Source organism: Acidicapsa dinghuensis, assembly GCF_025685685.1.
Lineage (GTDB): Bacteria > Acidobacteriota > Terriglobia > Terriglobales > Acidobacteriaceae > Acidicapsa > Acidicapsa dinghuensis.
Genome location: NZ_JAGSYH010000002.1, coordinates 93,467 through 118,142 on the forward strand (window position 1 = coordinate 93,467; position 24,676 = coordinate 118,142).

20 protein-coding genes and 2 tRNA genes are annotated in these 24,676 nt (G+C 57.5%); 5 read left to right on the top strand and 17 right to left on the bottom strand.

The features are described from left to right. Window positions 1–4: 4 nt before the first annotated feature. The gene (locus tag OHL22_RS03955) at window positions 5–1,945 is read right to left on the bottom strand and encodes a CRTAC1 family protein (RefSeq protein WP_377819129.1); all 1,941 of its coding nucleotides are present in this window, start codon (window positions 1,943–1,945) and stop codon (window positions 5–7) included. Window positions 1,946–2,373: 428 nt separating this feature from the next. Beyond that, window positions 2,374–2,676, bottom strand: a complete 303-nt coding sequence (locus OHL22_RS03960) for a hypothetical protein (protein ID WP_263333487.1) — start codon at window positions 2,674–2,676, stop codon at window positions 2,374–2,376. Window positions 2,677–2,756: 80 nt separating this feature from the next. Here OHL22_RS03960 and OHL22_RS03965 point away from each other — a divergent pair, with 80 nt between their 5' ends. Continuing rightward, the gene (locus OHL22_RS03965; RefSeq protein WP_263333489.1) at window positions 2,757–3,059 is read left to right on the top strand and encodes a hypothetical protein; all 303 of its coding nucleotides are present in this window, start codon (window positions 2,757–2,759) and stop codon (window positions 3,057–3,059) included. A 56-nt stretch (window positions 3,060–3,115) separates the two neighbouring features. Here OHL22_RS03965 and OHL22_RS03970 read toward each other — a convergent pair. After that, window positions 3,116–3,192: transfer RNA gene (locus tag OHL22_RS03970), tRNA-Met, on the bottom strand. A 136-nt stretch (window positions 3,193–3,328) separates the two neighbouring features. Here OHL22_RS03970 and kdsB point away from each other — a divergent pair. Next, complete coding sequence (gene kdsB, locus OHL22_RS03975) at window positions 3,329–4,078, top strand: 3-deoxy-manno-octulosonate cytidylyltransferase (RefSeq protein ID WP_263333491.1); 750 nt, start codon at window positions 3,329–3,331, stop codon at window positions 4,076–4,078. Between the two features lie 15 nt (window positions 4,079–4,093). Here the strand turns inward: kdsB and OHL22_RS03980 are convergent, their stop codons facing one another. From OHL22_RS03980 to OHL22_RS04010, 7 genes are all read right to left on the bottom strand, one after another. After that, window positions 4,094–4,828, bottom strand: coding sequence for an HAD-IA family hydrolase (locus OHL22_RS03980; RefSeq protein WP_263333492.1), 735 nt, complete (start codon window positions 4,826–4,828; stop codon window positions 4,094–4,096). A gap of 22 nt (window positions 4,829–4,850) precedes the next feature. After that, window positions 4,851–7,877 (bottom strand): AsmA family protein, encoded by a 3,027-nt coding sequence (locus tag OHL22_RS03985; RefSeq protein ID WP_263333494.1) that lies wholly within the window; start codon window positions 7,875–7,877, stop codon window positions 4,851–4,853. A gap of 76 nt (window positions 7,878–7,953) precedes the next feature. Beyond that, on the bottom strand, window positions 7,954–8,775 hold the full coding sequence (gene lepB / locus OHL22_RS03990; RefSeq protein ID WP_263333496.1) for a signal peptidase I: 822 nt from the start codon (window positions 8,773–8,775) through the stop codon (window positions 7,954–7,956). Between the two features lie 142 nt (window positions 8,776–8,917). Continuing rightward, window positions 8,918–9,817 (bottom strand): signal peptidase I, encoded by a 900-nt coding sequence (gene lepB, locus OHL22_RS03995; RefSeq protein WP_263333498.1) that lies wholly within the window; start codon window positions 9,815–9,817, stop codon window positions 8,918–8,920. Next, window positions 9,814–10,701, bottom strand: a complete 888-nt coding sequence (gene rnc / locus OHL22_RS04000) for a ribonuclease III (RefSeq protein ID WP_263333499.1) — start codon at window positions 10,699–10,701, stop codon at window positions 9,814–9,816. Before rnc ends, lepB (OHL22_RS03995) begins: the two co-directional genes overlap by 4 nt. 59 nt (window positions 10,702–10,760) lie before the next feature. Continuing rightward, on the bottom strand, window positions 10,761–12,587 hold the full coding sequence (locus OHL22_RS04005) for a tetratricopeptide repeat protein (protein WP_263333501.1): 1,827 nt from the start codon (window positions 12,585–12,587) through the stop codon (window positions 10,761–10,763). Between the two features lie 117 nt (window positions 12,588–12,704). After that, window positions 12,705–14,003, bottom strand: a complete 1,299-nt coding sequence (locus OHL22_RS04010) for a M24 family metallopeptidase (RefSeq protein ID WP_263333503.1) — start codon at window positions 14,001–14,003, stop codon at window positions 12,705–12,707. Between the two features lie 58 nt (window positions 14,004–14,061). On the opposite strand from OHL22_RS04010, the gene OHL22_RS04015 reads away from it, so the two are divergent. Then, window positions 14,062–16,110: an alpha/beta hydrolase domain-containing protein gene (locus OHL22_RS04015; protein WP_263333505.1), complete on the top strand. Its 2,049-nt coding sequence runs from the start codon at window positions 14,062–14,064 to the stop codon at window positions 16,108–16,110. A gap of 65 nt (window positions 16,111–16,175) precedes the next feature. Here OHL22_RS04015 and OHL22_RS04020 read toward each other — a convergent pair whose 3' ends face one another. The 3 genes from OHL22_RS04020 to OHL22_RS04030 all read right to left on the bottom strand — a co-directional run bounded on the left by OHL22_RS04020 (window position 16,176) and on the right by OHL22_RS04030 (window position 18,823). Next, window positions 16,176–16,898, bottom strand: a complete 723-nt coding sequence (locus OHL22_RS04020) for a zf-HC2 domain-containing protein (RefSeq protein ID WP_263333507.1) — start codon at window positions 16,896–16,898, stop codon at window positions 16,176–16,178. Continuing rightward, a complete protein-coding gene (locus tag OHL22_RS04025; protein ID WP_263333509.1) occupies window positions 16,895–17,581 on the bottom strand; it encodes a sigma-70 family RNA polymerase sigma factor in 687 nt (228 codons plus the stop codon). Before OHL22_RS04025 ends, OHL22_RS04020 begins: the two co-directional genes overlap by 4 nt. A gap of 288 nt (window positions 17,582–17,869) precedes the next feature. Continuing rightward, entirely contained in the window at window positions 17,870–18,823 is a 954-nt protein-coding gene (locus OHL22_RS04030; RefSeq protein ID WP_263333511.1) for a quinone oxidoreductase family protein, read from the bottom strand. 69 nt (window positions 18,824–18,892) lie between these two features. Here OHL22_RS04030 and OHL22_RS04035 point away from each other — a divergent pair, with 69 nt between their 5' ends. Together OHL22_RS04035 and OHL22_RS04040 are read left to right on the top strand one after the other, a co-directional pair. Continuing rightward, window positions 18,893–19,576, top strand: a complete 684-nt coding sequence (locus OHL22_RS04035; RefSeq protein ID WP_263333513.1) for a TetR/AcrR family transcriptional regulator C-terminal domain-containing protein — start codon at window positions 18,893–18,895, stop codon at window positions 19,574–19,576. Window positions 19,577–19,596: 20 nt separating this feature from the next. Beyond that, window positions 19,597–19,672: transfer RNA gene (locus OHL22_RS04040), tRNA-Ala, on the top strand. 136 nt (window positions 19,673–19,808) lie between these two features. Here OHL22_RS04040 and OHL22_RS04045 read toward each other — a convergent pair. From OHL22_RS04045 to OHL22_RS04060, 4 genes are all read right to left on the bottom strand, one after another. Next, on the bottom strand, window positions 19,809–20,591 hold the full coding sequence (locus OHL22_RS04045) for an enoyl-CoA hydratase/isomerase family protein (RefSeq protein WP_263333515.1): 783 nt from the start codon (window positions 20,589–20,591) through the stop codon (window positions 19,809–19,811). 28 nt (window positions 20,592–20,619) lie between these two features. Further along, window positions 20,620–21,492, bottom strand: a complete 873-nt coding sequence (locus tag OHL22_RS04050; protein WP_263333517.1) for a hydroxymethylglutaryl-CoA lyase — start codon at window positions 21,490–21,492, stop codon at window positions 20,620–20,622. Between the two features lie 45 nt (window positions 21,493–21,537). Continuing rightward, window positions 21,538–22,728, bottom strand: a complete 1,191-nt coding sequence (locus OHL22_RS04055) for an acyl-CoA dehydrogenase (protein WP_263333519.1) — start codon at window positions 22,726–22,728, stop codon at window positions 21,538–21,540. A gap of 174 nt (window positions 22,729–22,902) precedes the next feature. Continuing rightward, window positions 22,903–24,621, bottom strand: coding sequence for an acyl-CoA carboxylase subunit beta (locus OHL22_RS04060; RefSeq protein WP_263333521.1), 1,719 nt, complete (start codon window positions 24,619–24,621; stop codon window positions 22,903–22,905). Window positions 24,622–24,676: the final 55 nt, after the last annotated feature.

The following is a 24,676-nucleotide window of genomic DNA, read 5'->3' on the forward strand; positions in this document are numbered from 1 at the left end:
GCGGTCATTTTCCCGTCCGCATCATTTCAGATTTGGCTGAAGATTTTTCCGCTGCTATGGCGTCGTATACGCTGGGCAACAGGCCTTTCCCTTCTTCAATCGCAAAGTAGCGGTCGACTCCGGGAAGCTTGTAGCTCTCTTTCACTCCGTCTGGCCAACGTATCTCTATCTTGTCGACGGATGTCACTTCTCCCAGTCCAAAATGCAAACGGAAGTCGTTGGAGGATTCAAAGCTGCCTCCACTCATTACGTCGCCGCGCTGACGCATCCCTCCGGCTGTCAGATACACGGTGGATCCGATCGCATCGCGAGGGCCTTTCGATCCGCCGATGAGAAGCACACCTACCCAGTGATTGTGATCGTCATTCACATTACGCAGCAGAACCGGAGTGTGATCGATGCAGTTGATGACAACATCGATCTTTCCATCGTTGAAGAGATCTCCGAAGGCGGCGCCGCGAGCCGGAATCACATCAGCCAGACCGGTACCCTCGACTGCAGGCATCACTTCAAATTTTTTCCCGTGATTCTGGTTATGGAACAGCAGCGGGCGTTCAGCAAAGGATGTGCCCCAATCATGCTTATCCACTTGCGGATAGACATGCCCGCTCACGAACATCAGGTCCTTCCAGCCATCATTGTCGTAGTCGAAGAATTCCGTTCCCCAACTGAGGAAGGGATACGTCGGTTCAGCGATACCCATTTGAGGAGTGATATCGACAAAGTTGGCGTCGCCGTCGTTGCGATAGAGCGTCTTATAGTCATCAGAGAATGTAGTCGTATAAAGATCGAGACGGCCGTTGTTTTGATAGTCGCCGACAGCCAGTCCCATGGAAGCTGTTTCACGCGCATCCTGATTCAACGCGAATCCTGAATAGAAACTTGAATCGTCGAATGTGCCGTCGCCCTTGTTGATGTACAGGTAGTTGGGCGACGAATCGTCTGTCACGATAAGGTCAACTTTGCCATCGCCATCAATATCTACGAAGGTCGAAGAAAAGCCATAATTGCGCCTTTTATCGTTTACGCCCGCTTTAACGCTGACATCTGTGAAAGTCCCGTCGCCGTTGTTATGAAAAAGATGATCGGGCTCCCCCGGCAGCCCGCGCGGACCGCACATCACCTGGGCGCCGCGAAAAGAGCAATTTGCATAGCCAACAGCTTTGCTTCCAGAGGCTGGCATGTTGTTCATGTCCCAATGAACGTAGCCGGGAACAAAAATGTCCAGTAATCCGTCGCCGTCATAGTCTCCGAAGCTTGGCCCGGTAGACCAGTTTCCGACCGTTACGCCGGCGGTTTCAGCCACATCCGTGAATGTTCCGTCGTGGTTATTGTGGTAGAGACGATTCTTTCCGTAATTGCCCACGTACAGATCGGGCCAGCCATCGTTGTCGAAGTCTCCGACTGCGACGCCAAAGCCCCAGCGATCGTTAGTAACGCCTGCTTTCTCCGCTACATTCGTAAATGTTCCATCGTGATTATTGTGAAAGAGAGCGGCGTGTGGAGGATCAGCCGTACCTTTCTCCGCGTCAAAGGTGGAACCATTCACGAAATAGATATCGAGCCAGCCGTCATGATCGTAGTCCAGCAATGCGACGCCAGAACCTATGGTTTCCAAAATGTAGGCTTTCTGAGGCGTTCCCATTTTGTGATGCCATGTGGTCAGACCTGCCTTTTCCGAAACATCTTGAAAGATCACTGGACCGGTTTTGACGAAGCCGCCTGCTGTGATCGGCCTGTGCTCTGAGTCAAGAACAGGAGTAAAGACACCTGCGGTAGAAGATCCAGTTTGCTGTCCAACAGGTGCTGATCTCGCATTGCCACCGTAAAGCGCAGGTTCAGAAGGAGTCTGACTGTACCCCAGTTCTACTGCCGTCACGGCAGTCAAACACACTACAAACAAATACGCCTTGGGCACGTGAAAGAAAGACAAATGCAGCCTCATGGATGAAAGTAAGTTGGCCCCAACCATGAATTCTGCCGTGTCTACTATTGCAATGTCGCCGCCTGATTGGTTGAATTGAGCTTCCTCCATTTGGTGGAAGCGAGCAGCAAGGGTGTAACTTCACTATGTTTTCTAGCAATATGTTGAAAATTGCGCAGCGGAGCACTCTGGGTTTCGGCGATTCACGTGGCCTGTGTCTTAAGGAAGGACGGTAGCACCCATTCGAGAACTCATTGCCCAAGAATCTGCGCATTATAGAGTCGGCCAATTGAATCTAAATCTACGTCTAAGCCGCAGGTCTTCCCGCAACACGGGACGTGCAAGATTCAATCGTGGGTGACGATTTCAGAGCCGTGAGCCGCGGCGTCGGCACTGCGCTGGAGGAGATTCTGGTGGCGGAGGGCGGGGTCGAACCGCAACACGGCGAACTATTGCAATAGCCCAATACCTTTTGACTCGATAAGCAGGAACTGGATCTCGCCTATTTCAAGAATGCTCTTGCCAATATTGTTCTTGAGGATCTTCTCGATGCGCAATGCATCCCCCTTGTCAGGCGCTTCGAAGTCATACGTGTGATCAGTACCTTCAAAAGAACATACAAACGTTACCCAATTGCGGTGCGTTCCCACTACCCCTTTCAACATCGCCTGCTCGATTTTAGGCACTACGTAGGATCCAGGGTGAATCCCGCTGGACTGAGGTGGCCAACCATCTAGTTCTCTTAATTTCATGGAGACCTCCGTTGCGGAGAATCCTACCATCGAAGCGTATTCAAATCTTCCCAGGCGTACAATCTCGCCATGAGGTGTGCATGTCCTCAATCACCGATTATTTCGAGCGGATGCACCGCAGGGAATATGAGAACCCTACATCCCATCGGTTTACGGTCGCCGGCGGAATCCTATTCCTATTGGCTGGGATAGCGGTCGAGATATGGACGCACGACCTGACTCGCGCACTCTCGCTTGCCGCTATTGGTCTCGGAATGGTCTTATACGGCATTTCCAATGTAAGGCTTCGTGAGTCGCGCTGGTACTGGCTCCCGTTCGCCACGGGAATTGTGCTGTGGTTCACCGCCATCTACTGGATGGTGCGCCCAATATTTGTGGGCTGATTACCACGTGCCGGCTTTTGCTCGGACTGCAAATATTGAAAATAAAAGAGATGTTCTGGTGGCGGAGGGCGGGATCGAACCGCCGACCTACGGGTTATGAATCCGTCGCTCTAACCATCTGAGCTACTCCGCCGGGTGGGCGCGCAGGAAGGGAAAATGCAAAGATGCGCCTCTTTGATGATACGGATGGCTGGAAGTCCGGTCAAACGTGCGCGCTGAAATCCAGATACACGATAGCGGTTGCTTCGAGGCTTTAGACTCGTAGGGTTATGTCGATTCTGATTGAGCGTCGTTTTGGTGTTTTGGGGGTGATTCCTGCCCGTCTTGGTTCTACTCGTCTGCCGCGCAAGGTGCTGCGTGATATTGCAGGCAAGCCTATGGTGGAGTGGGTTTGGCTGGCTGCCAAGGGTAGTGGGCAGATGGACGAAGTAGTGGTGGCGACCGATTCGGACGAGGTTGCGACGGCATGCCAGTTTCGCGGGATTCCGGTGATTTTGACTTCGCCGGAGTGCGCCAGTGGCAGTGACCGGGTGTATGAGGTTTCACGAAAGCTGGATGCGGGAATCTATGTCAACATCCAGGGGGATGAACCACTGATGACGCCGGGGCATTTTGCTCCGATGCTGAGCCTGTTTGCGCGAGCGGAGGTTGCTGTGGCGACGGTTTCAGTTCCCTGCCCTGCGACGAATATTGCGAATCCCAATGCGGTGAAGGTGGTGACGGCCGCCGATGGGCGGGCGCTTTATTTTTCGCGGTCAACGATTCCCTACGACCGGGATGGCGTAGGATTCTCCGGTTATCGCAAGCATCTGGGGCTGTATGCCTATCGCAAAGCAGCGCTGGAGCAGTTTGCGGCGCTGAAACCCTCGCCGCTGGAGCAGACGGAGCGGCTGGAGCAGCTTCGGATGCTGGAGAACGGCATGGCTATCTATGTGGGCGAGGCTGAGGGTGACACCATCGGCGTCGACACAGAAGACGATTTGACGCGCGCGGATGAGATTCTGCGCGCTCGTGGGTGAGAAGCGGCCGGTGGCTTATTTCTGGATCGCCAGAGGCGCAAAGGTCAGCTCAAAACTATCCTGGCCGGGGGTGGCGTGGACTGAGATGCCGGTCAGGTCTTCAATGAGGTAGTGGGCAGCGCTGAGTTCTTCGACTGGATGCGAGAAGGTGGTGCCAATGACGATGCATCCGGCAGCGCGGCCTGATTTTGTGCCAGAAGCGGAGTCTTCGAAGACGACGCAATCTTTGGGGTCCATGCCGAGCAGCGCTGCTCCAGCCAGATAGGGTGCGGGATGGGGCTTGCCGCTGGTGACGTGATCGGCAGTGATGATCTTTTCGGGAACCGGCACACCACCTGCTGCGAGGCGGACGCGGGCGAGGCGTTCCGTGGCCGAGGTGACGACGGTCCAGCTTGCGGTGGGCAACGCAGCGAGCAGGTCAAGGACGCCGGGGAGAACGGCGAGGCCGTCGTTATCGGCCACTTCCAAATCTTCGATGTGCTTGAGCTCGGCTTCTGAGTCCAGGTCAGGGCACAGGAGCTGGATGGTTTCGATGGCGCGGCGTCCGTGGGCGGTGTGGATGGTCTTCGCGACGTCCAGACTGTGAGAGACAGCCCAGGCGCGCCAGCTTCGCTCAACGGAACCAAGGGATGAGATGAGAATGCCGTCCATATCGAAGAGGACGCCTTTGCAACGAATGGTGACTGGAGTTGCGTTGCGAGAGGTTTGAGAGGAAACAGGCTGCGGCGGAGCAGTGAAAGAGGCCGTCATCTTTCTATTGTACGGGGGAGGCTTATTTCTGTTCAGCTTTGGCTGGCGGTGCGAAGGCGAGCTTCGCCGGCTCTCCGAATGGGAGTGAGCCGGAGACCGTGACAGATTGTTTGCCATGGCTGAGGGTGTTGGCATCCAGCTCGGCCTTGCCGGCTGAGAGGCTGGTGTCGCCGCTCCAGTCGTCGAAACGAGAAACAGCCGGTTGACCGGGAACCTGAAGCGAGCCGCCTTGCCAGTCAAAGTGGAGCTTGCCTTTCACGGAGGCTGCTAAATCCTTGACGGTCAATCCAGTGAGCTGAATCTGACCGCTGCCTGAGATAGCGCCTCCTGAGGCGTGAAGACCAGTGAAGGCTGCAAGAGACGAGCCGTTGGCCTGCTTGAAGGAGCCATCGAGCGAATAGGTAGGTTTGCCGTCAGTAAGCGAAACCTCTCCGGTGCCTTCGACTGAGCCTCCAAAGAGAGTCGCCGTCCAGTTGTCGAGGATAAAGTTTCCCTGCTGCGGATGGAGTTTTGCACTGAACGGGAAGGCCAGTGTGCCAAGGGTGAGGCTATCGACGTGGATTTCGGCATCGAAATCGGGTAATTTTGCCGGAGCCGAGGATCGCATGCGGTCGATCAACGGGGCCAGGAAGCCTTGGGGCTGGGGTGTATTGAGCAGATCCGATTGAAGATCGGCGGCGTTGAGCGTGACGAAATGCAGTTGCATCTGCGGCTGACACTTGCCTACAGGGCAGACGATTGGACTGCTGATGATGACGCTTCCCCGGATAGCGCGGGAACCGGTGATGTTTTGGGTCTCAGCGACAGGCGCGTTCCCTGTTTTGGCTGACGCTTCGCTCTTTGGTTCGGGATTTTGAGGTTTGGCAGCTTTCGGCTCAGCCTCGCGGATTGGTTCTTTCGCGCTGCCGAAGTTGAAATCGGAAGCAAAGGTAAGGTTTGCAGAAGAAAGGCCAAACGACACCTGGCTAAGCGTGACCGGAGAAACCAGGAAGGCGGGGGACCAGATCGCGCGCCTCATGACCACTGTTCCGCTCAGCGAATCCTTAACGGGAAAGGGGGCAATCGGTGGCAACGGAGCAGCGGATGCAGCAGATTTTCCAGAGACAGGCTGCGCCGGCTGGGATGCTTCGCCGGGGACTGGCACCGGCGCGGGAGAAGGCGCAGTCTCTACTCCAATGTCACTGGAAGGCAGCCAGGGACCTGCTGCGTGGAGGGCGAGCTGGTCTACTGAGCCGCTCAGGGTGTCCGCCACATCCAGGTGCGGCGTGCCAAGAGCGTACGCAAGTTCGCGCAGGCGGGTGATATTCCCTGCTCCGTCCATCTCTGCCTGATAGCCGTTTTGACCGAAAATGAGTTGCACCGTGAGAGCCTGGGCTTCGGGACGTGCAGGCGGTTGTGCGATGGGGGAAACTGCAGATTTCGTCCGCTGCTTGTCGGGGGATGTTTCTGCGGCGGGTGACGACGGCTCCGCAGGTTGCGGCGCAGGCCGCGATGCTACAGCCTTTTCCGTTCCGATAGGAATAACGAAACGGGTAGTCATTGCGAGCCCGGCCTGCTCCGACCCAGCTACCTTGGCGGAAGCCGTGTGCTTTTGAGCAGGAGCGGCGGAGACCGGCGTAGCCGGAACCCAAGTAATGCGCGGGAAAGTCAGCGGTTCCTTGAGCGCGTCACCTTCGATCTTCGCGCCTTCTACAACGAGTTCGCCTCGAAGTGACGAAGGTGGAGCCTGGATCTCCTTTGCCTGCTGCGCGAGCTTCGTGGCATGCAGCGCTGGTGCAGGCATGGATGGTTCAGGCTGAGCGTACGTGAGGCTTCCGTTGATCTTGCCGCCGATGGACAGGCCAGGCGCAAAGCCGCTGCGGATGGAGCGCAACAGGTCGAGGCCACCCTGAAGCGGAACATCGTGGACTTCGACGGTCCCGTGCGGTGCGCCCGCGGTTCCGGGCAGATCGGCGCGAAGGTGGATCTGACCGCCACCGGAGTCTGTGTCGCAGGCCAGATCATGCACGGCGTGAGCAGAATGCTGGTAGCGGAGCGTACAGTTGGCGTCGAAATTGAGCGTAGTCTGCGGAGTGAACTCCTCACGGCGGATACCGACGACGCGAAGGCGAGCGCGGGTTTGTGCATTTTCAGCGGTGCCATGCACCTCGATATCGGCAGTAACGTCGCCGCGCCAGCCTGAATCCGAACCCAACAGCAGACGAGAGAGCTGGCCGAGCTGCGCTTCTCGCCACTCGATTTGTAAGGAAAGCGGCATATCGCGCAGCGTAACGGCGCTGCGCAGGCTACCCTCGGCGCGTAGCTCACCGGCATCAGCCGAACTCATGGGAATGTCCGTTCGCACAGGCAGGCCTCTGAGCCGGAAGCGCCATTGGCCCGGCTCGTCCTGCCAAAGAGAGAGATCGGTACCGCTGAGTGCGTATGGCTTCTTTTCGTAGCCCTCTTTCAAGTGGATCCACGAATTGGTGGCTTCGAGATAAGGAAAGTGCGCGTAAGAGCGGGAGACCGGTCGGCCTGGCTGAGCTTGTCCGGTGAGTGCGGGCTGGGCACCGAGCATGAGGGAATCAATGTTCCAGCGACCGTCGGCTGCGCGCACCAAATTGAGGCTTGCCTCATCGACGCTGATACGGCTGATCTCAAGCTTGCCGCTCCACAGAGCAAGAAGATTTACGCGGGCAACCACGGTCCCAGCGGACAGAACGGGTTCGGAGCCGAAGCGGGGATCTTCGCTGACGGAAAGATCCTGGAGGACGAAACCAGGCATCGGCAGCAAGCGCAGGCCAACGCTGGACAGATGCACCGGACGACCCAGCGATCGAGCCATCAGCGCTGTGATCTGGTGCTTGTAGCGGCCAATGTTAACTAACGGCGGCAGGATAATCGCAGCGGCGATAAGCGTAATGACGATGGCGGCAATGGCGAAACGGCGACGCCAGCGATTGCGGAACTCCGCTTCTTCATTGCTTGCTTCAGGATTTTCCGGCTCTGACTCGGGAGCGGAGCCGGACTGGTTCAAGCCAGTTACATCGGTCCCGGCCGCATCGGTCATTAATCCGTTCCGCTCGGATCCGTTCTGCCGGGATTCATCCTTCGCGGCTGCACCCGCACCTGGGGCATCCATGAGACTACTTCACCATGTGGAAGGTTCGCGTCCAGCGCGTATCTGTGAAGAAGTGAATCGCAACATGGCCCATCCATGCAATATGGTCGCCGATGCTGGTCTTGTCGATTTCGTCATCGGGCGTTTTGAAGGACCAGTAATTGAAGAGCGGCCTGCCGACAATATTGGCGCGTGGCACAAAACCCCAGAAACGCGAGTCGAGGCTGTCGTGGCGATGATCACCCATCATGAAAAACATGCCTGGAGGCACTACGAGATCATTGCCCTGGATATGGTTGGGAAGATCGACGGCCCATTCTTCGGTGACGCCATTTGCATCAGCAGTTGAAACAGACGGGAAATCGTCGATGTAGGGGTAGTAGGTATCGCCGGGCCAGAGCTTGGCGTACGGCTCATTCTGGGCAACTCCGTTGAGGATGACGACGCCGTTGCGCAGATGAATGTGATCGCCGGGAACCCCGATGAGGCGCTTGACCAGGAACATATCTGGATTCCCAGGCTTGAAGAAGACGACTATATCGCCATGCTTAGGTTCACGGTAGTGAACGAGCGGCATCCAGTAGGAAGGCGGCGCAATGGTGATGCGGTCAACCAGCAGGTGATCGCCGACGAGCAGTGTGTGCTCCATCGAGCCGGAGGGGATGACGAAGTTCTGCGCGAGAAAGGTCAGGATGTAGAGACCGATGACGAGAACGGAGCATATGCTGGCGAGTGCTTCGAGTGGAGTTTCCTCGGCCTCTCCGCTGGCTGCCTCAGCCGGCACCGGCACAACATCAGCGGGGACCGGAGTGAGAGTTTCTGCTGCTAGTTTCTCTGCCTTAGGCATATTTCCGTTTCCGTGACCAAACCGATTTTAAGATTCGCGAGGAATGTCTCGATGTCCTCTAATGCACTACGAACGCCGAGCCGCGTTTCGTTCCGTAGCGCGTTTGCTCCTTCTGCTGCCGGGTTGCAAACCTGACGGATATCTATCGCACGACGCGAAAGATGCGCTTCCACCGGGCGAAACCGGCCCAACTGCCAGGAGCATCGCCTTGCTGCCCAAGTCTATCATCCGACGCCTGCTGCACATCGGTGCGCGACGGGCGGGTGAGGGAGAAGTAGATGACCAGCGGACGAGCCACGATCTCATCGCGCGAAACGAAACCCCAGTAGCGCGAATCGCGGCTGTGATTGCGGTTATCACCGAGCATGAAGTATTTGCCGGCAGGGATAACGAGCTCACCGTTGTGCGACAACTGCTGCATCTGCTTCCACCAGCCGGGTTCAACGCCGGGGTCGCTGTAGACGTTGGTCGGGAAGCGATCGAGATAGGGATTCTCGGGGATGGGCTCGAAGGTGGCGTAAGGCTCGTCGAGCAGCTGGTCATTGACGAAGACTGCGCCGTGGTCAATGCGGAGATGGTCGCCTGGCATGCCGATGACGCGCTTGACCAGATATTCCTTTCGATTGAGCGGAGAGTGGAAGGTGACGATTTCGCCGCGCTGCACGCCGTCGTACGGCAGAATGCGTTTCCAGATGCCTGGAGGAGCGAGCGCTTCGCGGTTCATGAGCAGGAAGTCTCCGACGAGCAAGGTGTGCTCCATGCTCTCGGAGGGAATGACCATGGGCTGCGTGATAAATGTGAGTACGAAGAGCGCGACGATGAGTGTGCGCAGGAGGGACGTGAACGCCTCCGGAGCGCCGTGGATCGCGTCATGGGCGATAGCCTTGCCCAGCCCCATCGAGGGAGTGTTTCGCACACTCGCCGCTTGAGGCAGTGTCACGGCAAGCACTTCTGGCCGACTGCCCTGAGCGAATGTCCCGGCAGAATGATTTTCCGGGACGGCGAGTTCGGCGGATGCCGGGAAGGCGGGAGCGCGGTTCATACTTCGGCAGGCTCCTGCATCGTTTCGGGAGAGATCGGAGCGTCTCCATCCGGTGGAGCGCTCGCCAGGCCACGCATCAAAAGCCCAAGGGCCCGGCGAGCTGCTTCCTGCTCGGCTTTTTTCTTGGTGGTTCCAAGGCCATGGGCCAACGCGTCTCCTGTGCGGCCATCTTTCGATTTGACGCGAACTTCGACCTCGAAGCGTTTCCGATGATCCGGGCCACTTTCGTTCTCAACTACATATACGGCAACGCCAGCATGATTGGCCTGCAAATATTCCTGCAGCGCGGATTTGTGATCTCCGAGGGAGGCTCCGGACAGCAGTTCGCGGGCCAGCTCGTCTTCCGCGGGACCGAGTATATGCTTTTGCGCAAAGCGGCGAACAGGTCCAAGAGCGCCCTGACTGTCCTTCTCCGGATCGCCATCGAGATACATGGCCGCGAGCACCGCCTCCATGGCATTGGCCAGGATGGCCGATTTACGACGGCCACCAGAACGCTCTTCTCCTTTACCCAGCAGAAGATGCGCGCCTAAATCGATTGCCTGCGCCACCTCAGCCATGTGCTTGCGGCTGACGAGCTGAGCACGGATGCGGGTCAGCTCGCCCTCGCGCCAGCCAGAATGCCGCTGATAGAGTGCTTCGGCTACCAGGAGCCCGAGTACGGCGTCGCCGAGAAACTCGAGCCGCTCGTTGTCTCCGCGCTCAGATTCGGTATTTTCACCACTATCCATCGCTTCTTCATAGGCTTGCGAGCGATGGGTAAGGGCCTGCAACAGCAGCTCGGGGTGGCAGAAGCGATGCCCCAGAGCCTGCTCCAGGTTGGATATGGAGCCGGGTGCGCGCCTGGAGGATCGTGCTGTGGAAATGGCGGGCGTCTTCGGCATCACTTCTATGGTAGACGCAAACGAAATCGAAATTGTCCGGCGGTCAAACGGAAGTGTCTCTATTTTGGTGCAGCTGTACCGGAAGAGGCCGCTGACGAATCGCCGGGAGCGGGCGCTTTCACGCTGCCGGCTGCCGGATCGGAGCCGTCTTTTGCAGCTCCGCTGCCATCATCGTTCGAATCGTCAGCCGAACAGGTATGCCCTTGTTGCGCCTCGTATGCCTTTTTCAGGCCATGCTCGGCAGCCAGACGGGTATCCTGCTGGCCGTCGCGAACCGCAAGCGCCTGATTGTATTGAGCAACAGCATCATTCCGCTTACAGGCCAGGTCCATCATGCGCCCCAGGTAGATATGCGACCAGGCGCGAATGCGGGTTTCCTTTGCGGTGTCGGCTGCCTTCTGGAAATCTGTCATGGCGCTGTCGGGATCGCCACCCATGATGGCAGTTCGGGCAAGAATAAAGTTCGCCCGGCCTGTGTCTACGCTTGCATCGTTAGCGGCCAGAGCCTGGCGGGCGAGTGAAGCCGCAGTTGCCGGATCGCCGGTAGAGAGCTTGGCTTCCGCGAGGTCGAGACCGGTGAGTACGCGGGGCTTGGAGCGACGTAGAACATCGTCGTCGGCCTGCTGATCGAAGGTAATATCGCGCGCGCGATGAACCTCGTGATCGACATCCATGCTGTAGACAATCTCACCGATCGAGTCCTTGATACTGGCCGGATCGCGCTCAAAATGCAGGAGCTGCTCATAGAAATAGGCGGTGAGGACCCAGCCCTGATTCATGTCGTGACGGACCTGGGCCTGGCGGACTGTTTCCATCTTCGCCGCAACGGCGTTGCGTTCAGTTTCGATGCGGGCGAAATCCTGACGCCGCTCATCGGTGGGTGTGACGTAAGGCTTGATGCCGGTATCCATGGTCCGCGCCTCGATGGCTTTAATGAGGCACTCGATGGTGAGATCGACGATGTCAGAGCGATAGCGGTAATCGAGAGGAGCTTCGCGCACTTCCTTGAGGATGGGAAGATAGCGTTCCATGGCATCGGCGCGCTGGTAGAGCAGAGGCTCGATGAGGTAATGCAGGTAGGTGTGACGCACGTCCAGCATGCGGATCTGATTGTGTGCCGGCGATACGACCACGACATAATCCGTGCCGTAGATACGAGCGTTGACCGTGCCTGGATTCAACTGCGGCTCGACCACAACAACGAAGCGGCGGCCATCGTAGGTGGAGACCGGCGTCTTCAAATAGTAGTTGGTGGTGAGGATCATCTTGGTGAGCGCGTCATGGAGCTGGTTCACATACTCGTCATAGGAGTGATGCAGGGTAAGCCAGATACCATGCAGATCGACCGCTGTGGCAAAATCGCGCAGCAATGGCAAAATCTCAACAACCTGGGTTGAGTCGGGGGGCATCTCAGGCAGCTCTACTGAGGTTTCAAGCGCTGGCGGAGGTGTGAGATACAGCGCCAGAGATACATACTGGGAGATATCTTTCACGGTACCGGTCATGCGGTGCTGGGCGATGTAGAGGCAAACAGCATCCCGCTTCTTACGGGCGTCCTCGCTGGTGGCCAGCACTTTCTGGATCTGGTCGCGCACGTTCTGGCGCATAGGGTCGCTGTCGGCGAGACCGTCATCGTAGCCGCATTGATTGAGAGCCGCAGCCATGAAAAAAAGCTGCTCAGAGGGGATGAGTTCAATTGCCGGGCCGGCTGGATCGACCAGCGACGGGGCTTTTTCCTGTGCGAACGTGGGCCTTGGAGAAGACGAGGAAGACGACGAGCTGGATGCCTGCGCCAAAGCAGTTTTGGCCGGAATCAGAGGCGCAGCTATCAGCAGCACGAGCGTGAGAGCGAAGGGAACGAAGCGGGAATCTTTGCGAAACAACATCACAATGCAGTCTAGTGCATCTCTCGTTTCTGTGCAGAAATGCGCGGGATGAGGCTTAGACGCTGCGCCAGCCGGGAAAGTGATCGCTTCCCGGCTGATTCCTAAGCATTTACAGCATTAAGCATTTGCGAATGGCTCTTCCAGTGACGGGCTTTGTGGAGTAAAGAGCTTTGCGCCGTCTTCGGTGATGTGTATGTCGTCTTCGAGGCGGACGCCGAACTCTCCGTGTATGTAAATGCCCGGCTCATCGGAAAAGCACATTCCCGCCTGCAGAAGCTGCGGATTGCCGCGCACGAGATATGGCCATTCGTGGCCATCCATGCCGATGCCGTGGCCGACGCGATGGGTGAAGTGCGCGTAGTTAGGGCCGAATCCCGCGTCGTCGATGACCTTGCGTGCGGCGGCATCGACAGAGCCGCAGGCTACTCCGGGTTTGGCTGCTGCGAGCGCCGCTGCCTGAGCGCGGTGGACCATGTCGAAGACCTGTTTCATCTTGTCGGTGGGCTTGCCGATGGTGAAGGTACGGCTGATGTCGGACTCATAGCCATCGACGTTGCAACCATCATCGATGAGAACGATGCTTCCCTCTTTGAGCATCTGCGGTTGGATGGAGCCGTGAGGCAAGGCGGAATATTCATCGACCTGACAGCTTGCATCGCCAGGGAAGCCTACCAATCCATAGGCTGCTCCGATCCATTCGCTGACCTGGGCGTTGGTGATGCCGGGATGGATCGATTTCCAGGCGGCCTCGTACACGCTTAGGGTGATGTCGTTGGCAAGCTGCATCAGCTTCAGTTCCGCAGAGCTCTTGACGGCGCGACAGCCAGCGGTGATGGGGATGGCGCTGACGATTTCGAAGCCCGGTGCGGCTTTGTGAATACCGTCGGAAAATACGAAGGTGACGCGCTCCTCGATGCCGATTTTGCCGCTGGTCAGGCCGAGATCGTTGAGGCCGCGGGTGACGAGCACATAGGGATTTTCGTCTTCCTGCCAGGTGTAGACGCGAGCTTCGGCTCCGCCGGGTGCGCTGCGTATCTGCTCACGGGCGCGATCTTCTTCAAAGGCCGGGCTTACATAGAACGGCGCACCTTTGCGCGGAATGACGCAGACGAAGAGACGCTCGCTGTTCCACCATCGGATACCTGTGAAGTACACGAGCGAGGTGCCTCCGATCATGACGACGGCGTCGATTCCCTCTTTTCCCATGAGTTCGCGAGCGTGCTCAAAACGCTGTTCGCGCTCGGCGGAGGTAATCGGCGTGGCCTCATGCCGGCGGTTCTTGAGTGCGGCTAATGCGGGCGGCAGCGAGGTGGTCGAGGATTCGTGAGCGGACTCCTGGGCGCGAGCCGCCGAGGAAAGCCACGGAAATGCAGCCGCGGCTGCGAAGGCTGAGAGGAAGCGGCGTCGATTGAGCATGTTCGTACCAATGTAAATGCCATTTGCTCTAAGGGCCAGTGCTTATACTCGGGTCATCATGCTACGGTCTCTCCGCGCAGGCTTCGCCGTCCTCGTTGTCCTCGCATTCTCCACTTCCGCACTGGCCCGCGTCACGCGGGTTGAGGTGCTTTCGCGCACGCCACTGGCCGCTGATAGCTCTCTGGGGATTCCGGCCTATGAGAAGATCACGGCGCGGGTCTACTTTGCGGTCAATCCTGCGAACGAACACAACAGGCGCATCATGGACCTCAACAAAGCTCCGCGCAATGCAAAAGGCGAGGTCGAGTTTTCAGCCGATCTCTACCTGCTGCGTCCGATGTCCAGAAGTAATGAGGCCATGCTGCTGGAGATTCCGAATCGCGGCGGCAAGGGTATGTTGTCGATTGTGGATGGTAGCAAAGGAGACCCGGCGAGTGCTGCCGATTTTGGCGATGGATGGCTGCTGAAGCAGGGTTACACCTATGCGGCACTGGGATGGCAGTGGGATGCGCCGAGCGGCCTTAGGCTGTATGCTCCGGTTGCTTATGACGCAGGCGGCAAGCGCATCACTGGCCTGCTACGCGATGATTTCACTCCCTTCAAAGCAGAGAACGAGGTCCCGCTTGGGCACATCATGGGCTGGCGGCTCGGTGGAACAGAGTATCCGGTGGCGACTCCGGATGATCCACGCAATGTGCTGACTGTGCGCGATACGCCGCATGGGCAGCGCACGGTCATTCCGCGTTCGGAATGGAGCTTTGCCCATACAGTGGATGGCAAACTGACGCCTAGCGACAGGTTCCTTCGTCTGAATACAGGATTTGTGCCGGGCAAGATCTATGAACTGGTCTATGTCGCGCAAGATCCGGTGGTGGCAGGACTGGGATTAGCGGCGGTGCGCGATTTTGCTTCGTGGGTCAAACATTCTCCAGATGCGCACTCTCCCGATGCGCTGGCTCCGGTGCATTCCGTGTATGCGAGCGGCATCTCGCAGAGCGGGCGTTTTCTGCGCGATCTTCTGTACGAGGGATTCAATGCGGATGAGAACGGGAAGATCGCACTCGATGGCGTGCTGGCGCACGTAGCCGGTGGAGGTCGCGGCGATTTCAATTACCGCTTTGCGCAGCCTTCACGCGATGCACAACCAATGGCCTCAATCGACTGGCCGACCGATATCTTTCCCTTCACCGATCTGCCGGAGAGCAATCCGGCGCATCCCGGCGATGGCAAAAGCGGCATTCTCGATGCGGCCGTGCGTGAGCATGTCGTGCCGAAGATATTTTTCTCGCATACTTCGTACGAGTATTGGAGCAGGGCGGCTTCGCTGATTCACACCACAGCCGATGGCAAGGCCGATGTGCCTATCAGTCCGAATGTGCGGATTTACTTTTTCTCGGGCCTGCAGCATTTCTCTGTTCCCTTTCCGCCAAAAATGGAAGACGGCGACCTGCTTAGCCAGAACCTGCCCAGCCCGCTGCCGATACGGTGGTTCTGGCGGGCGATGATCGCGAACATGGACAGATGGGTTCGCGATGACAGGAAGCCACCAGCGAGTCGCTATCCGAAGATTGCCGATGGAACGCTGGTACCTGTGGATCAACTGACGTTTCCTGCGATTCCTGGCATAAAGCTGCCGCCGGACAATGCGCAGGGTTGGGAGTTCGATTTCGGGCCCGGCTGGCGAGCAGGCATACTATCGGAGCAACCCCCAAAGGTTCTCTATGACTATCGAGCGTTGGTGCCGCAGGTCGACGCAGATGGCAACGATCTTGGCGGCATCGCGTTGCCGGAAATTACCGTGTCGCTGGCGACGTATACCGGCTGGAATCTAAGGTCGCCTGCGATTGGCGCGCCGACGCAGCGGATCTCGTTCCTAGGTTCATTCTCTCCATTCCCGCTCAAGAGCGGAGAGCCCTCCAAGGCGCTCGATCCGCGTGTGCCGATTGCAAAGCGCTATGAGAGCTATACCGATTACAGAGTCAAGTTTGAGCAGGCGCTGGGTGCTCTAGTGAAAGAGCGCTACATTCTGCCCGAGGATGCGCCACAGCTTCTCGATCGCAGCAAAGAAGAATGGGACTGGATCACCAGCCCCGCGCATAAGCAATGAGATGTATGTGAAGCAAATCGCAGACGAGAGAACCAGAGCAGCAAATCAATCGGCAGGCTGACAGCTCAGCCGTGAACCGAAACACCAGAGAACGACAATACTGCGAGGCCGCGTACCGGCTGTCCGAAGAACCGGGCCGGCTCAAAGACGCTGAATAGCAGGATGTTTTCAACCTGCGCGCGGGTTTGTGGGTCGTCAGGTCCGCTGACGATGCGGTAGTCGTAGACCCGTCCGGAACCGTTGACGTAGGCCTCAACGACGACAGGGCCGCTGGCGGTGCCGATGGGCACGACATCAGGAGCGGCGTCGGAGTTGTACAACAGCTTCGGCGCGGTTGCTGCACCAAGCGGCTCATCCTGAGCCGAGGCGTGCTCGGGATGGGCAAACATGCCCACGACCAGTCCGACGCTACCCAGCAGCAGAACAGCGCTGGCAAAGCCTGCAGAGAGTTGCAGCAGAAACGGCCCAATCGTATTGCGCCAGGCGAGAATCCATTGCTCTTTGCGGTCGCGATGACGCTCGCGGCGCTCCTGTGAGATCGCCACACGGATGCGCAGGACCAGATCATCTGGCTCTTTGGCTGCGCCTGACACCGGACCGAGCGAAGAAAGCACGCGCAGCATACGCTGCTCGGCCTCGAAATGGACGGCGCACTCGCTGCAGCTTTCCAGGTGACCCGACACGCGCTGCATTTCGCGTCCGGTCAAACGACCATCCAAATACTCGCCAAACTTGCTTCGGACTGTCGAGCAGGATGGCGAAGCGATATAGGAAAGAATCGAGATCATCGCGCCTCCTCTCCTTGCCCCACCAAGGCAGCCCCGGCTAATGCCGTCTGGGCTGCAGCCACACGCTGCGCGTCATCAGCCAACAGCAGCTGCCGCAGACAGGCGCGTCCACGCACCAATCTCGACTTCACGGTGCCGAGGTTCACGCCGAGCATGTCGGCCACTTCCTCGTAAACAAAGCCCTCGATATCGCGCAGGATCAATGTCATGCGAAACGGTTCAGGAACTTTACGAAGTGCAGCTTCTACGCGTTCCCGTGTCTCGGTGTGGGTCGCCATCTCATACGGCGATTCGCCCGAGTCGACCAGCATTTCCTTGAGCCGTGCCGGTTCGCCGTTCTCGCAGTCGATCATCTCGGTTTCGATGGTGACTTCCTGCTGCTTGTGCCGACGCCACCAGCGCCGCTGGTTCAGGCCTTCACGCAGTGCGATGCGGTAGATCCAGGTACGAAGGGAAGACTCGCCGTGAAACGAGCCGATGCCGCGAAATATCTTCACGAAAACTTCCTGCGTGAGATCGGCAGCGTCTGAGGGATCACGCACCGTTCGCGCCAGAAGGCTGTAAATGGGCTGATGATACCGGGTGATAAGCCACGAAAAAGCCTCTTCCGATCCCGCCTGTAACTCGGTGATCAGAGCGGCTTCTTCCGTCTGAAGTGAAAGCGCACTGGCGATGTTTCCCAACGTAACTCCCGCCTGCAAGTCCGTGCCCTCCACATTAACGCATACGACGTTATCTTTGCATGTGCCGGCGCAAGCGCCAGACACACTAATCGTGCCGAAGTGAAAGAATTGGTGTGATTTGCCGATGCCAGAAGTTTTTGCCGCTCGGCCGGTAAATCCGGCCTGACGGCGAATCTTTCCGCGTTGGCTCTTCACCACAGCTCTACTTCGTTAGACACCAACCCCCGGCAGAAGTGTTCCCGACTATATGCGGAAAAAACGGATGCGCTCTGACTGGTGCGCTCCTGACTATTCAATCGTGAAAACGACCCGTTTTCCTTTTTCAGTGCGTCCCCAGGCTTCGGTAACTTCTGCGAGCGGCACTGGCTCGACCGCAACTTGAAGACGTCCCTCTGCGGCAATCTGCAGCAGTTCCTGAATGCCACCGAGAACCTGTTTGAGCGGAACACTGCCAAAGCCGCTGCCAGATAACGTGAGATCCACGCTGCGCAGCAAGGCGCCGGGCAATGCGATTGTTTTACCTGCGCTCTCGCCGACTTCGATCAGCCGGGTGCTCCTGGTAGCATCCGGGCGAAAGCTTTTCGCCAATGCTCCGAGGAAAAGCTCTGTCGGGCGGCCCCAAAGATAGTCGATGACCACATCGAAGCCTCCTTGCGATAACTGATCGGCAAAGGCCCTGGAGATGGCCTCTTCGGGATCGGTCAGCGTAATGATCGCGTCCACACCGGAATCCCTGAGGGCATCTACATTACGGCCGGCGCCGATGATGCGCGACGCTCCGAGCTGGCGCGCGGCCTGCACAGCTAACTGCCCAGCCACGCCTGTCGCACCAAGAATAAGAACAGATTCACCCGGTTTGAGCGCGGCGCGCAATTTGAGCGAGAGCCATGCCGACATGCCGGGATTAGCGATCGCCGCAGCTTGTAAAGGGTCAAGGCCAGGTGGCAGTGGATAGCAGTTCTCTGGCCTAGCGACCGTCTTTTCCGCCATGGTTCCTAGCCCTTCTTGCGAGCCGAAACAGTAGACGAGCTTCCCGTCCAGTTCTCCCACGCCGTCAATGCCGGGAATGAGAGGAACTTTGCCGGAACTGGAGTAGTGTGCGCCACTGGCGCGAGACTTCACAATCGGGTGAAGTCCCGCGGCGAGCATTTTGACCACAACCTCGCCTTGTCCGGCGACGGAATCGGAAAACTCTTGAAACTGGGGTGGTTGGCCGAGAACATTGACGACGGCTGCTTGCATTGCATACCTCCTTAACTTAGTTAAATAAAACTTTAACACCGTTAAATTGAATTTGCTAGAATTTTCTTCGTGCCACTTGATCGCCAATCCATCTTGCAGCAGGCCTTCGCTGCTCTGAATGAATCCGGGCTGGAGAAATTGACGTTGCGACGCCTGGCAGCCCGGTTGAACGTGCAGGCGCCAGCGATTTACTGGCACTTCCGCAACAAGCAGGATCTGCTGGATGAGATGGCGACGCAGGTCATGCGCGATCTTGCCGGGCAACTGCCAGCTTTGGAGTCGGTGGAGCACTGGCAGAACTGGTGTCTTCAATTGGGCGGGCAGCTTCGTCGAACGCTTCTGGCGTATCGCGACGGGGCAAGAATGTTCAGCGGCACTTATCTGACGGATGCCTCTCTCTACGCGGCGATGGACGCAAACCTGCGCAGGCTGGTGAATAGCGGCTTCTCACTACGGCAATCCGTTGTGGCGACGACGTCAATCTATAGCTACACAGTGGGATTCGTGATCGAGGAGCAGGCAGTAGCGCAGGTCAAGAGCGCGGCAAATCCTCAATACGATATCGAGACACGAAATGCGCGCATTGATGAAACGAAGTTCCCACTAGCCTATGCCGCCGGAAAAGAGATGTTTCTCGCGTACGAGACACGATTCGCCGAGGGCCTGGCTTTAATCGTCGCAGGGATGGCTGTCACACTTGGCAGCGATGCCGCGAGGTTTGACGAAATGCGCCCAACCGGCGACAATAAATGAGTTGTTCCCACCTTAGTAGTGGGCCTGTGGCGCAGCTGGGAGCGCGCTTCCATGGCATGGAAGAGGTCATCGGTTCGATCCCGATCAGGTCCACCAAACACCCCCTTACAAATCAAGCTTATGCCGGAATCGAGTCACTCCCTCCTCTGCGCACTCTGAAAGTCTGTGACGGCTGCGGGCTCGGCAGGTTGTATCGGTCCGACCTAAGCATCAACGATTCCCGAATAAGCTCTTAACCTTTCATCCATACAGGGGAACGCTTCTCCAGAAACGCTGCAATCCCTTCACGGAAATCTTCTGTCTCGCGAGCCTCGGCATTCGCTTCAATCGCCAGCGTGAGAGCAGAATCGAGCCACGCCTTATTTTGCGAAGAAAGCAAGCGTTTGGTGGCTGCCAATGATTGCGGGCTATTGCGTGCCAGTGCTTCAGCAAGTTCATTTACCCGAGAGGTAAGCTGCCCCTGCTCGACTACTTCATGTACGAGCCCGAGGCGATACGCCTCAGCGGCACCGAAGAATCTGCCGCTCAATAAAAGGCCGCGTGCCTGCTTATCTCCAACCTGCAAAGCGAGATAAGCCGAAACTAACGCCGGCACAAACCCAATGCGCACTTCGGTGAATCCAAACTTCGCGTCGGGCGTAGCCAAGGTATAGTCGCAAACCATCGCCAATCCTGTACCTCCAGCGATGGCGGCGCCTTTTACTGCCGCGATGGTTGGCTTCAGCAGATCATGCAAGGTGCGGAACATACGTGCAAGCAATTCCGCGCGAGCTTTCGCCTCATTCCCATCGCTATTGGCACTTGTCTGCAATTCATCGAGATCAAGGCCGGCGCAGAAGGATTTCCCTGCCCCATGCAAGACGACCACCCGGCACGCGCTGCTTACGCTCTCCTCCAGTGCTGCGATCAGTTCTGTCTGCAGCACATGTGTCAGCGCATTATGCCGCCCCGGACGATTCAGCGTGATACGCCGTACAGGCCCCTGATCCGATACCAGAATGGTTGTGTATTCCACAATTGCCCTCTTCTACCTGCTGACAGATTCAAGATACAGCAGCTCCGAAATGACTGCCGATCGCCGCACTGGCGCGCACTAACCCATCCAGAGACCCCAGGTCGGGAAGCACCGCACCACACTCTCGCAGCGTAGCAAGCAACGTCTCCGTCGCGATGTTGCCAACCAAAGCATCCTGTGCAAACGGGCAACCGCCCAGCCCGCCGATAGCGGAATCGAAGCGTCTGCAACCCGCGGCATAGGCTGCACTGATGCGCGCCGCTGCGTCGCGTGGCCGAGCATGAAGATGCACGCCGACTTCAATGCCATCGAATAAGGGAATCACAGCGGCAAGTGTGTCCTCAACTTGCGAAGGAGTCGCGAGACCAACGGTATCCGCAAGAGAGATCTGCTGCACACCCGAGTCGGCAAGCAGTTCGCATGCGTTGACCACTTCGTCGATGCTCCACGGCTCGCCATAGGAATTGCCAAAGGCCATCGACAGATATGCCACTACACCAAGGCCTGCTTTATAGGCTAGTGTTCCGGCGGCTTCCAGAGCATCGAGAGCTTCGTCGGGAGTCTGGTTCTGGTTACGCTGCAGGAACTCTGTTGAAATAGAGTATGGAAATCCGATCGTCTGAACCGCGCCACTGCGAACTGCACGCTCGGCGCCTTTCTCATTGACCACGATGCCGATAATCTCCACGTCTTCGGGAGGCATCAGGTAGCGCAGCACTTCTTCCGAATCCGCCATCTGCGGAACTGCCTTCGGAGAAACAAAGCTTACCGCGTCAATATGACGGAATCCCGCGTCGATCAGCCGACGCAGATATTCGGTCTTCACCTCGATGGGCAGATGCCCCGCAAGTCCCTGCCAGGCATCGCGCGGGCACTCGACAATTTTTACAAGGTTGCTCATCTCTTCCAAGCTATCGTGCAAGACCAGTGCCGTGCCACGCGACAATCAACCGCGCGACGGATAGACCTTCAATATCTCGCGCCCAATGACCATACGTTGAATCTCGCTGGTGCCTTCTCCAATGGTGCACAGCTTCACATCGCGATAGTACTTCTCAACGGGATAGTCCTTGATGAAGCCATATCCGCCGAAAAGCTGTACCGCTTCATCGCAGATATGAACGGCAACTTCGCTGGCGAACAATTTAGCCATCGACGACTCGCGCGTAACTTTGCGGCCTGCGTCTTTCAGAACTGCCGCGCGTTGGGTGAGCAGACGAGCAGCATCGAGCTCGGTCGCCATATCAGCAAGCTTCCACTGGATGCCCTGAAACTCCGCAATCGCCTTGCCGAATTGCCTTCGCTCTTTTACATATTTCACCGCGGCATCGAGCGCGCCCCGCGCTATGCCCAATGCCAGCGCCGCGATTGAGATGCGACCGCCATCAAGCACACGCATCGCATCGATGAACCCTTCGCCTTCCGCGCCCAGCAGATTTTCTTCCGGAATCTCACAATCCTCAAAGATCAGCTCGCTTGTATCGCTCGCGCGCAGGCCAAGCTTGTTTTCTTTTTTGCCCGGCTGAAAACCTGGCGTGCCTTTCTCAACTACAAAAGCGGAGAGCCCGTGCGTGCCTTTGCTTTTGTCCGTTGCCGCGATCACGACGGCAACATCTGCGTGGCTTCCGTTGGTGATGAAGATTTTGTTTCCGTTGACAATGTAACGGTCTCCGCGTTTGACAGCAATAGTACGTGCGTTGCTTGCGTCGGATCCCGAGCCAGGTTCAGTCAAAGCCCACGCCGCAAGCCACTCACCGCTTGCCAGCCGTGGAACGTATCGCTTCTTCTGCTCCTCATTGCCGGCTAGAAAGATGTGATTCGTGCCCAGAGAATTATGCGCGGCCATTGTAATGCCAAGCGAACCATCGGCTGCGGAGAGCTCCTCGATTGCGAGCACATAATCGACATAGCCGAGACCGGCGCCACCATACTCGGGCGGGAAAATAACCCCAAGCAATCCCATCTCGCCAAGCTTGCGGACGGCTGCGGCCGGAAACTCGCTTGCTTCGTCCCATCGCGCAACGTTCGGAGCAACCTCGCGCGTGGCGAACTCACGAATTTCTCGCCTTAGTTGTTCCTGCTCTTCGGTCAGTACAAAGGGATACAGGCTTTCCAACCGTTCCATCTCAACCGGCATTCGCACTCCTCTGAGCTACGCTGACACTCCCACAGTTGGATGCCGCGCCAGCGCAAACTGAAATACAGCCATCGAAAACCGGCAATCATACAGTGGCTTGTGCACCTCTGTCTTGCGCAGTGGCTGGAATTGGACAGACCTCGTATCGCAAAAGGCATTGCAAACGTTTCCGCGCTAGGTCTGGATAACGCCCGGATTCCATCGTGGAACTTCAGGATTCAACGCAGCGGCTTCCAGCGCCAGGGCAAGCGCTTCGCGCGTCTTCGCCGGATCGATGATGGCATCGACCCACAGGCGGGCAGCTCCATAGCGGGGGTCAGCCTGCGCATCATAGCTGGCTTTGATTTCCTCTTCAATCGCGCGTCGCTCTTCCGCTGTGAGCACGCGTCCGCCGCGCTCCATCTGCTTTGCTCGCACCTCGGTGAGAGTTGCCGCAGCTGAAGCACCACTCATCACTGCATAGCGCGCCGTCGGCCACGCAAAAAGAAAGCGAGGATCGTACGCCTTGCCGCACATGGCGTAATGCCCTGCTCCAAAGCTGCCGCCTACGATGACGGTGATCTTCGGCACCACGCTGGTGCTGACAGCCGATACCATCTTGGCTCCGGCGCGAATAATGCCGGACCACTCTGCATCTTTGCCCACCATGAATCCGTTCACATCGTGCAGAAAGATCATCGGCACGAGGTTCTGATTGCAGCCGAGAATGAAGCGCGCTGCTTTCTGCGCACTTTCTGTATAAATGACCCCACCTACTTCAATGCGTTTCGTTCCCGCGGCCGGCCCCATCGCTACAGTCTGGGTCTGATTCGTTTTTTGATTGGCAATAATGCCAACGGCGCGGCCAGCGATACGCGCATAGCCGCAAAGGACCGTGCGGCCAAACTCGGCCTTGTACTCATCGAACTCACTGCGATCCACAATGCGCGCAATCACCTCGCGCATATCGTAGAGGTTGCTTGCTCCCGGCTCCGGATTCAGCAATGCGTATAGATCTTCCGCCGCATACTTCGGCGCATCTTCTGTGGCGTTGTAGTCTTTGCGGGCAAAGACTTCTTGCGGGTGCGCACCAAATTTATCGACCAGTGATCGCAGTCGCGCGATACATGCCTCGTCATTCGGCTCTTTGAAGTCAACCGTACCCGAGATCTCTGCATGCATGGCTGCGCCGCCCAGCTCTTCCGCATCTGTTTTTTGCCCAATGGCGGCCTGCACCAGGGAAGGGCCGGCAAGAAATAGCCCGGAGCCTTCGGTCATCAATACGGTATCTGTCATCACCGGCAGATACGCCCCGCCTGCGACACACATGCCCATAATTGCCGTGATTTGTGGTATCCCCATGGAACTCATCACGGCGTTATTGCGGAAGATGCGGCCAAAGTCGTCCGTGTCGGGGAATACATCCTCCTGTAACGGAAGAAATACACCTGCGGAGTCCACGAGATAAAGCGTAGGAATGCGATTCTCCATCGCAATGGTCTGCGCGCGGAGCACCTTTTTCGCGGTCATGGGAAAAAACGCGCCAGCCTTCACCGTGGCGTCATTGGCGATGATCATGCACAAGCGCCCACATACCCGTCCAAGACCAGTTACAACGCCAGCGGCAGGTGCACCGCCATATTCGGTGTACATTCCGTGCGCAGCCCACAAGCCCAGCTCAAGTAGTTCCATGCCGGGGTCAAGCAAAAGTTGCAGACGTTCGCGAACAATCAGCCTGCCCTTGGCATGCTGAGCTGTTGAGGCCTTTTCCCCGCCGCCCCGCCTGATCGAGTCTTCTTCAGCGCGCATACCCGTCAGCAATGCAAGTTGCGCGGCATGATTGGATTGCGATTTTGCCGCATCCAAAGCCAATCGGGAAATCAAGACATTGTCGCAATGGATTTCGCTCTTCATAATTCATTTCACGAAACCTGCCGACTATAACATCTCCCGGATCGGCGTGCAGCAT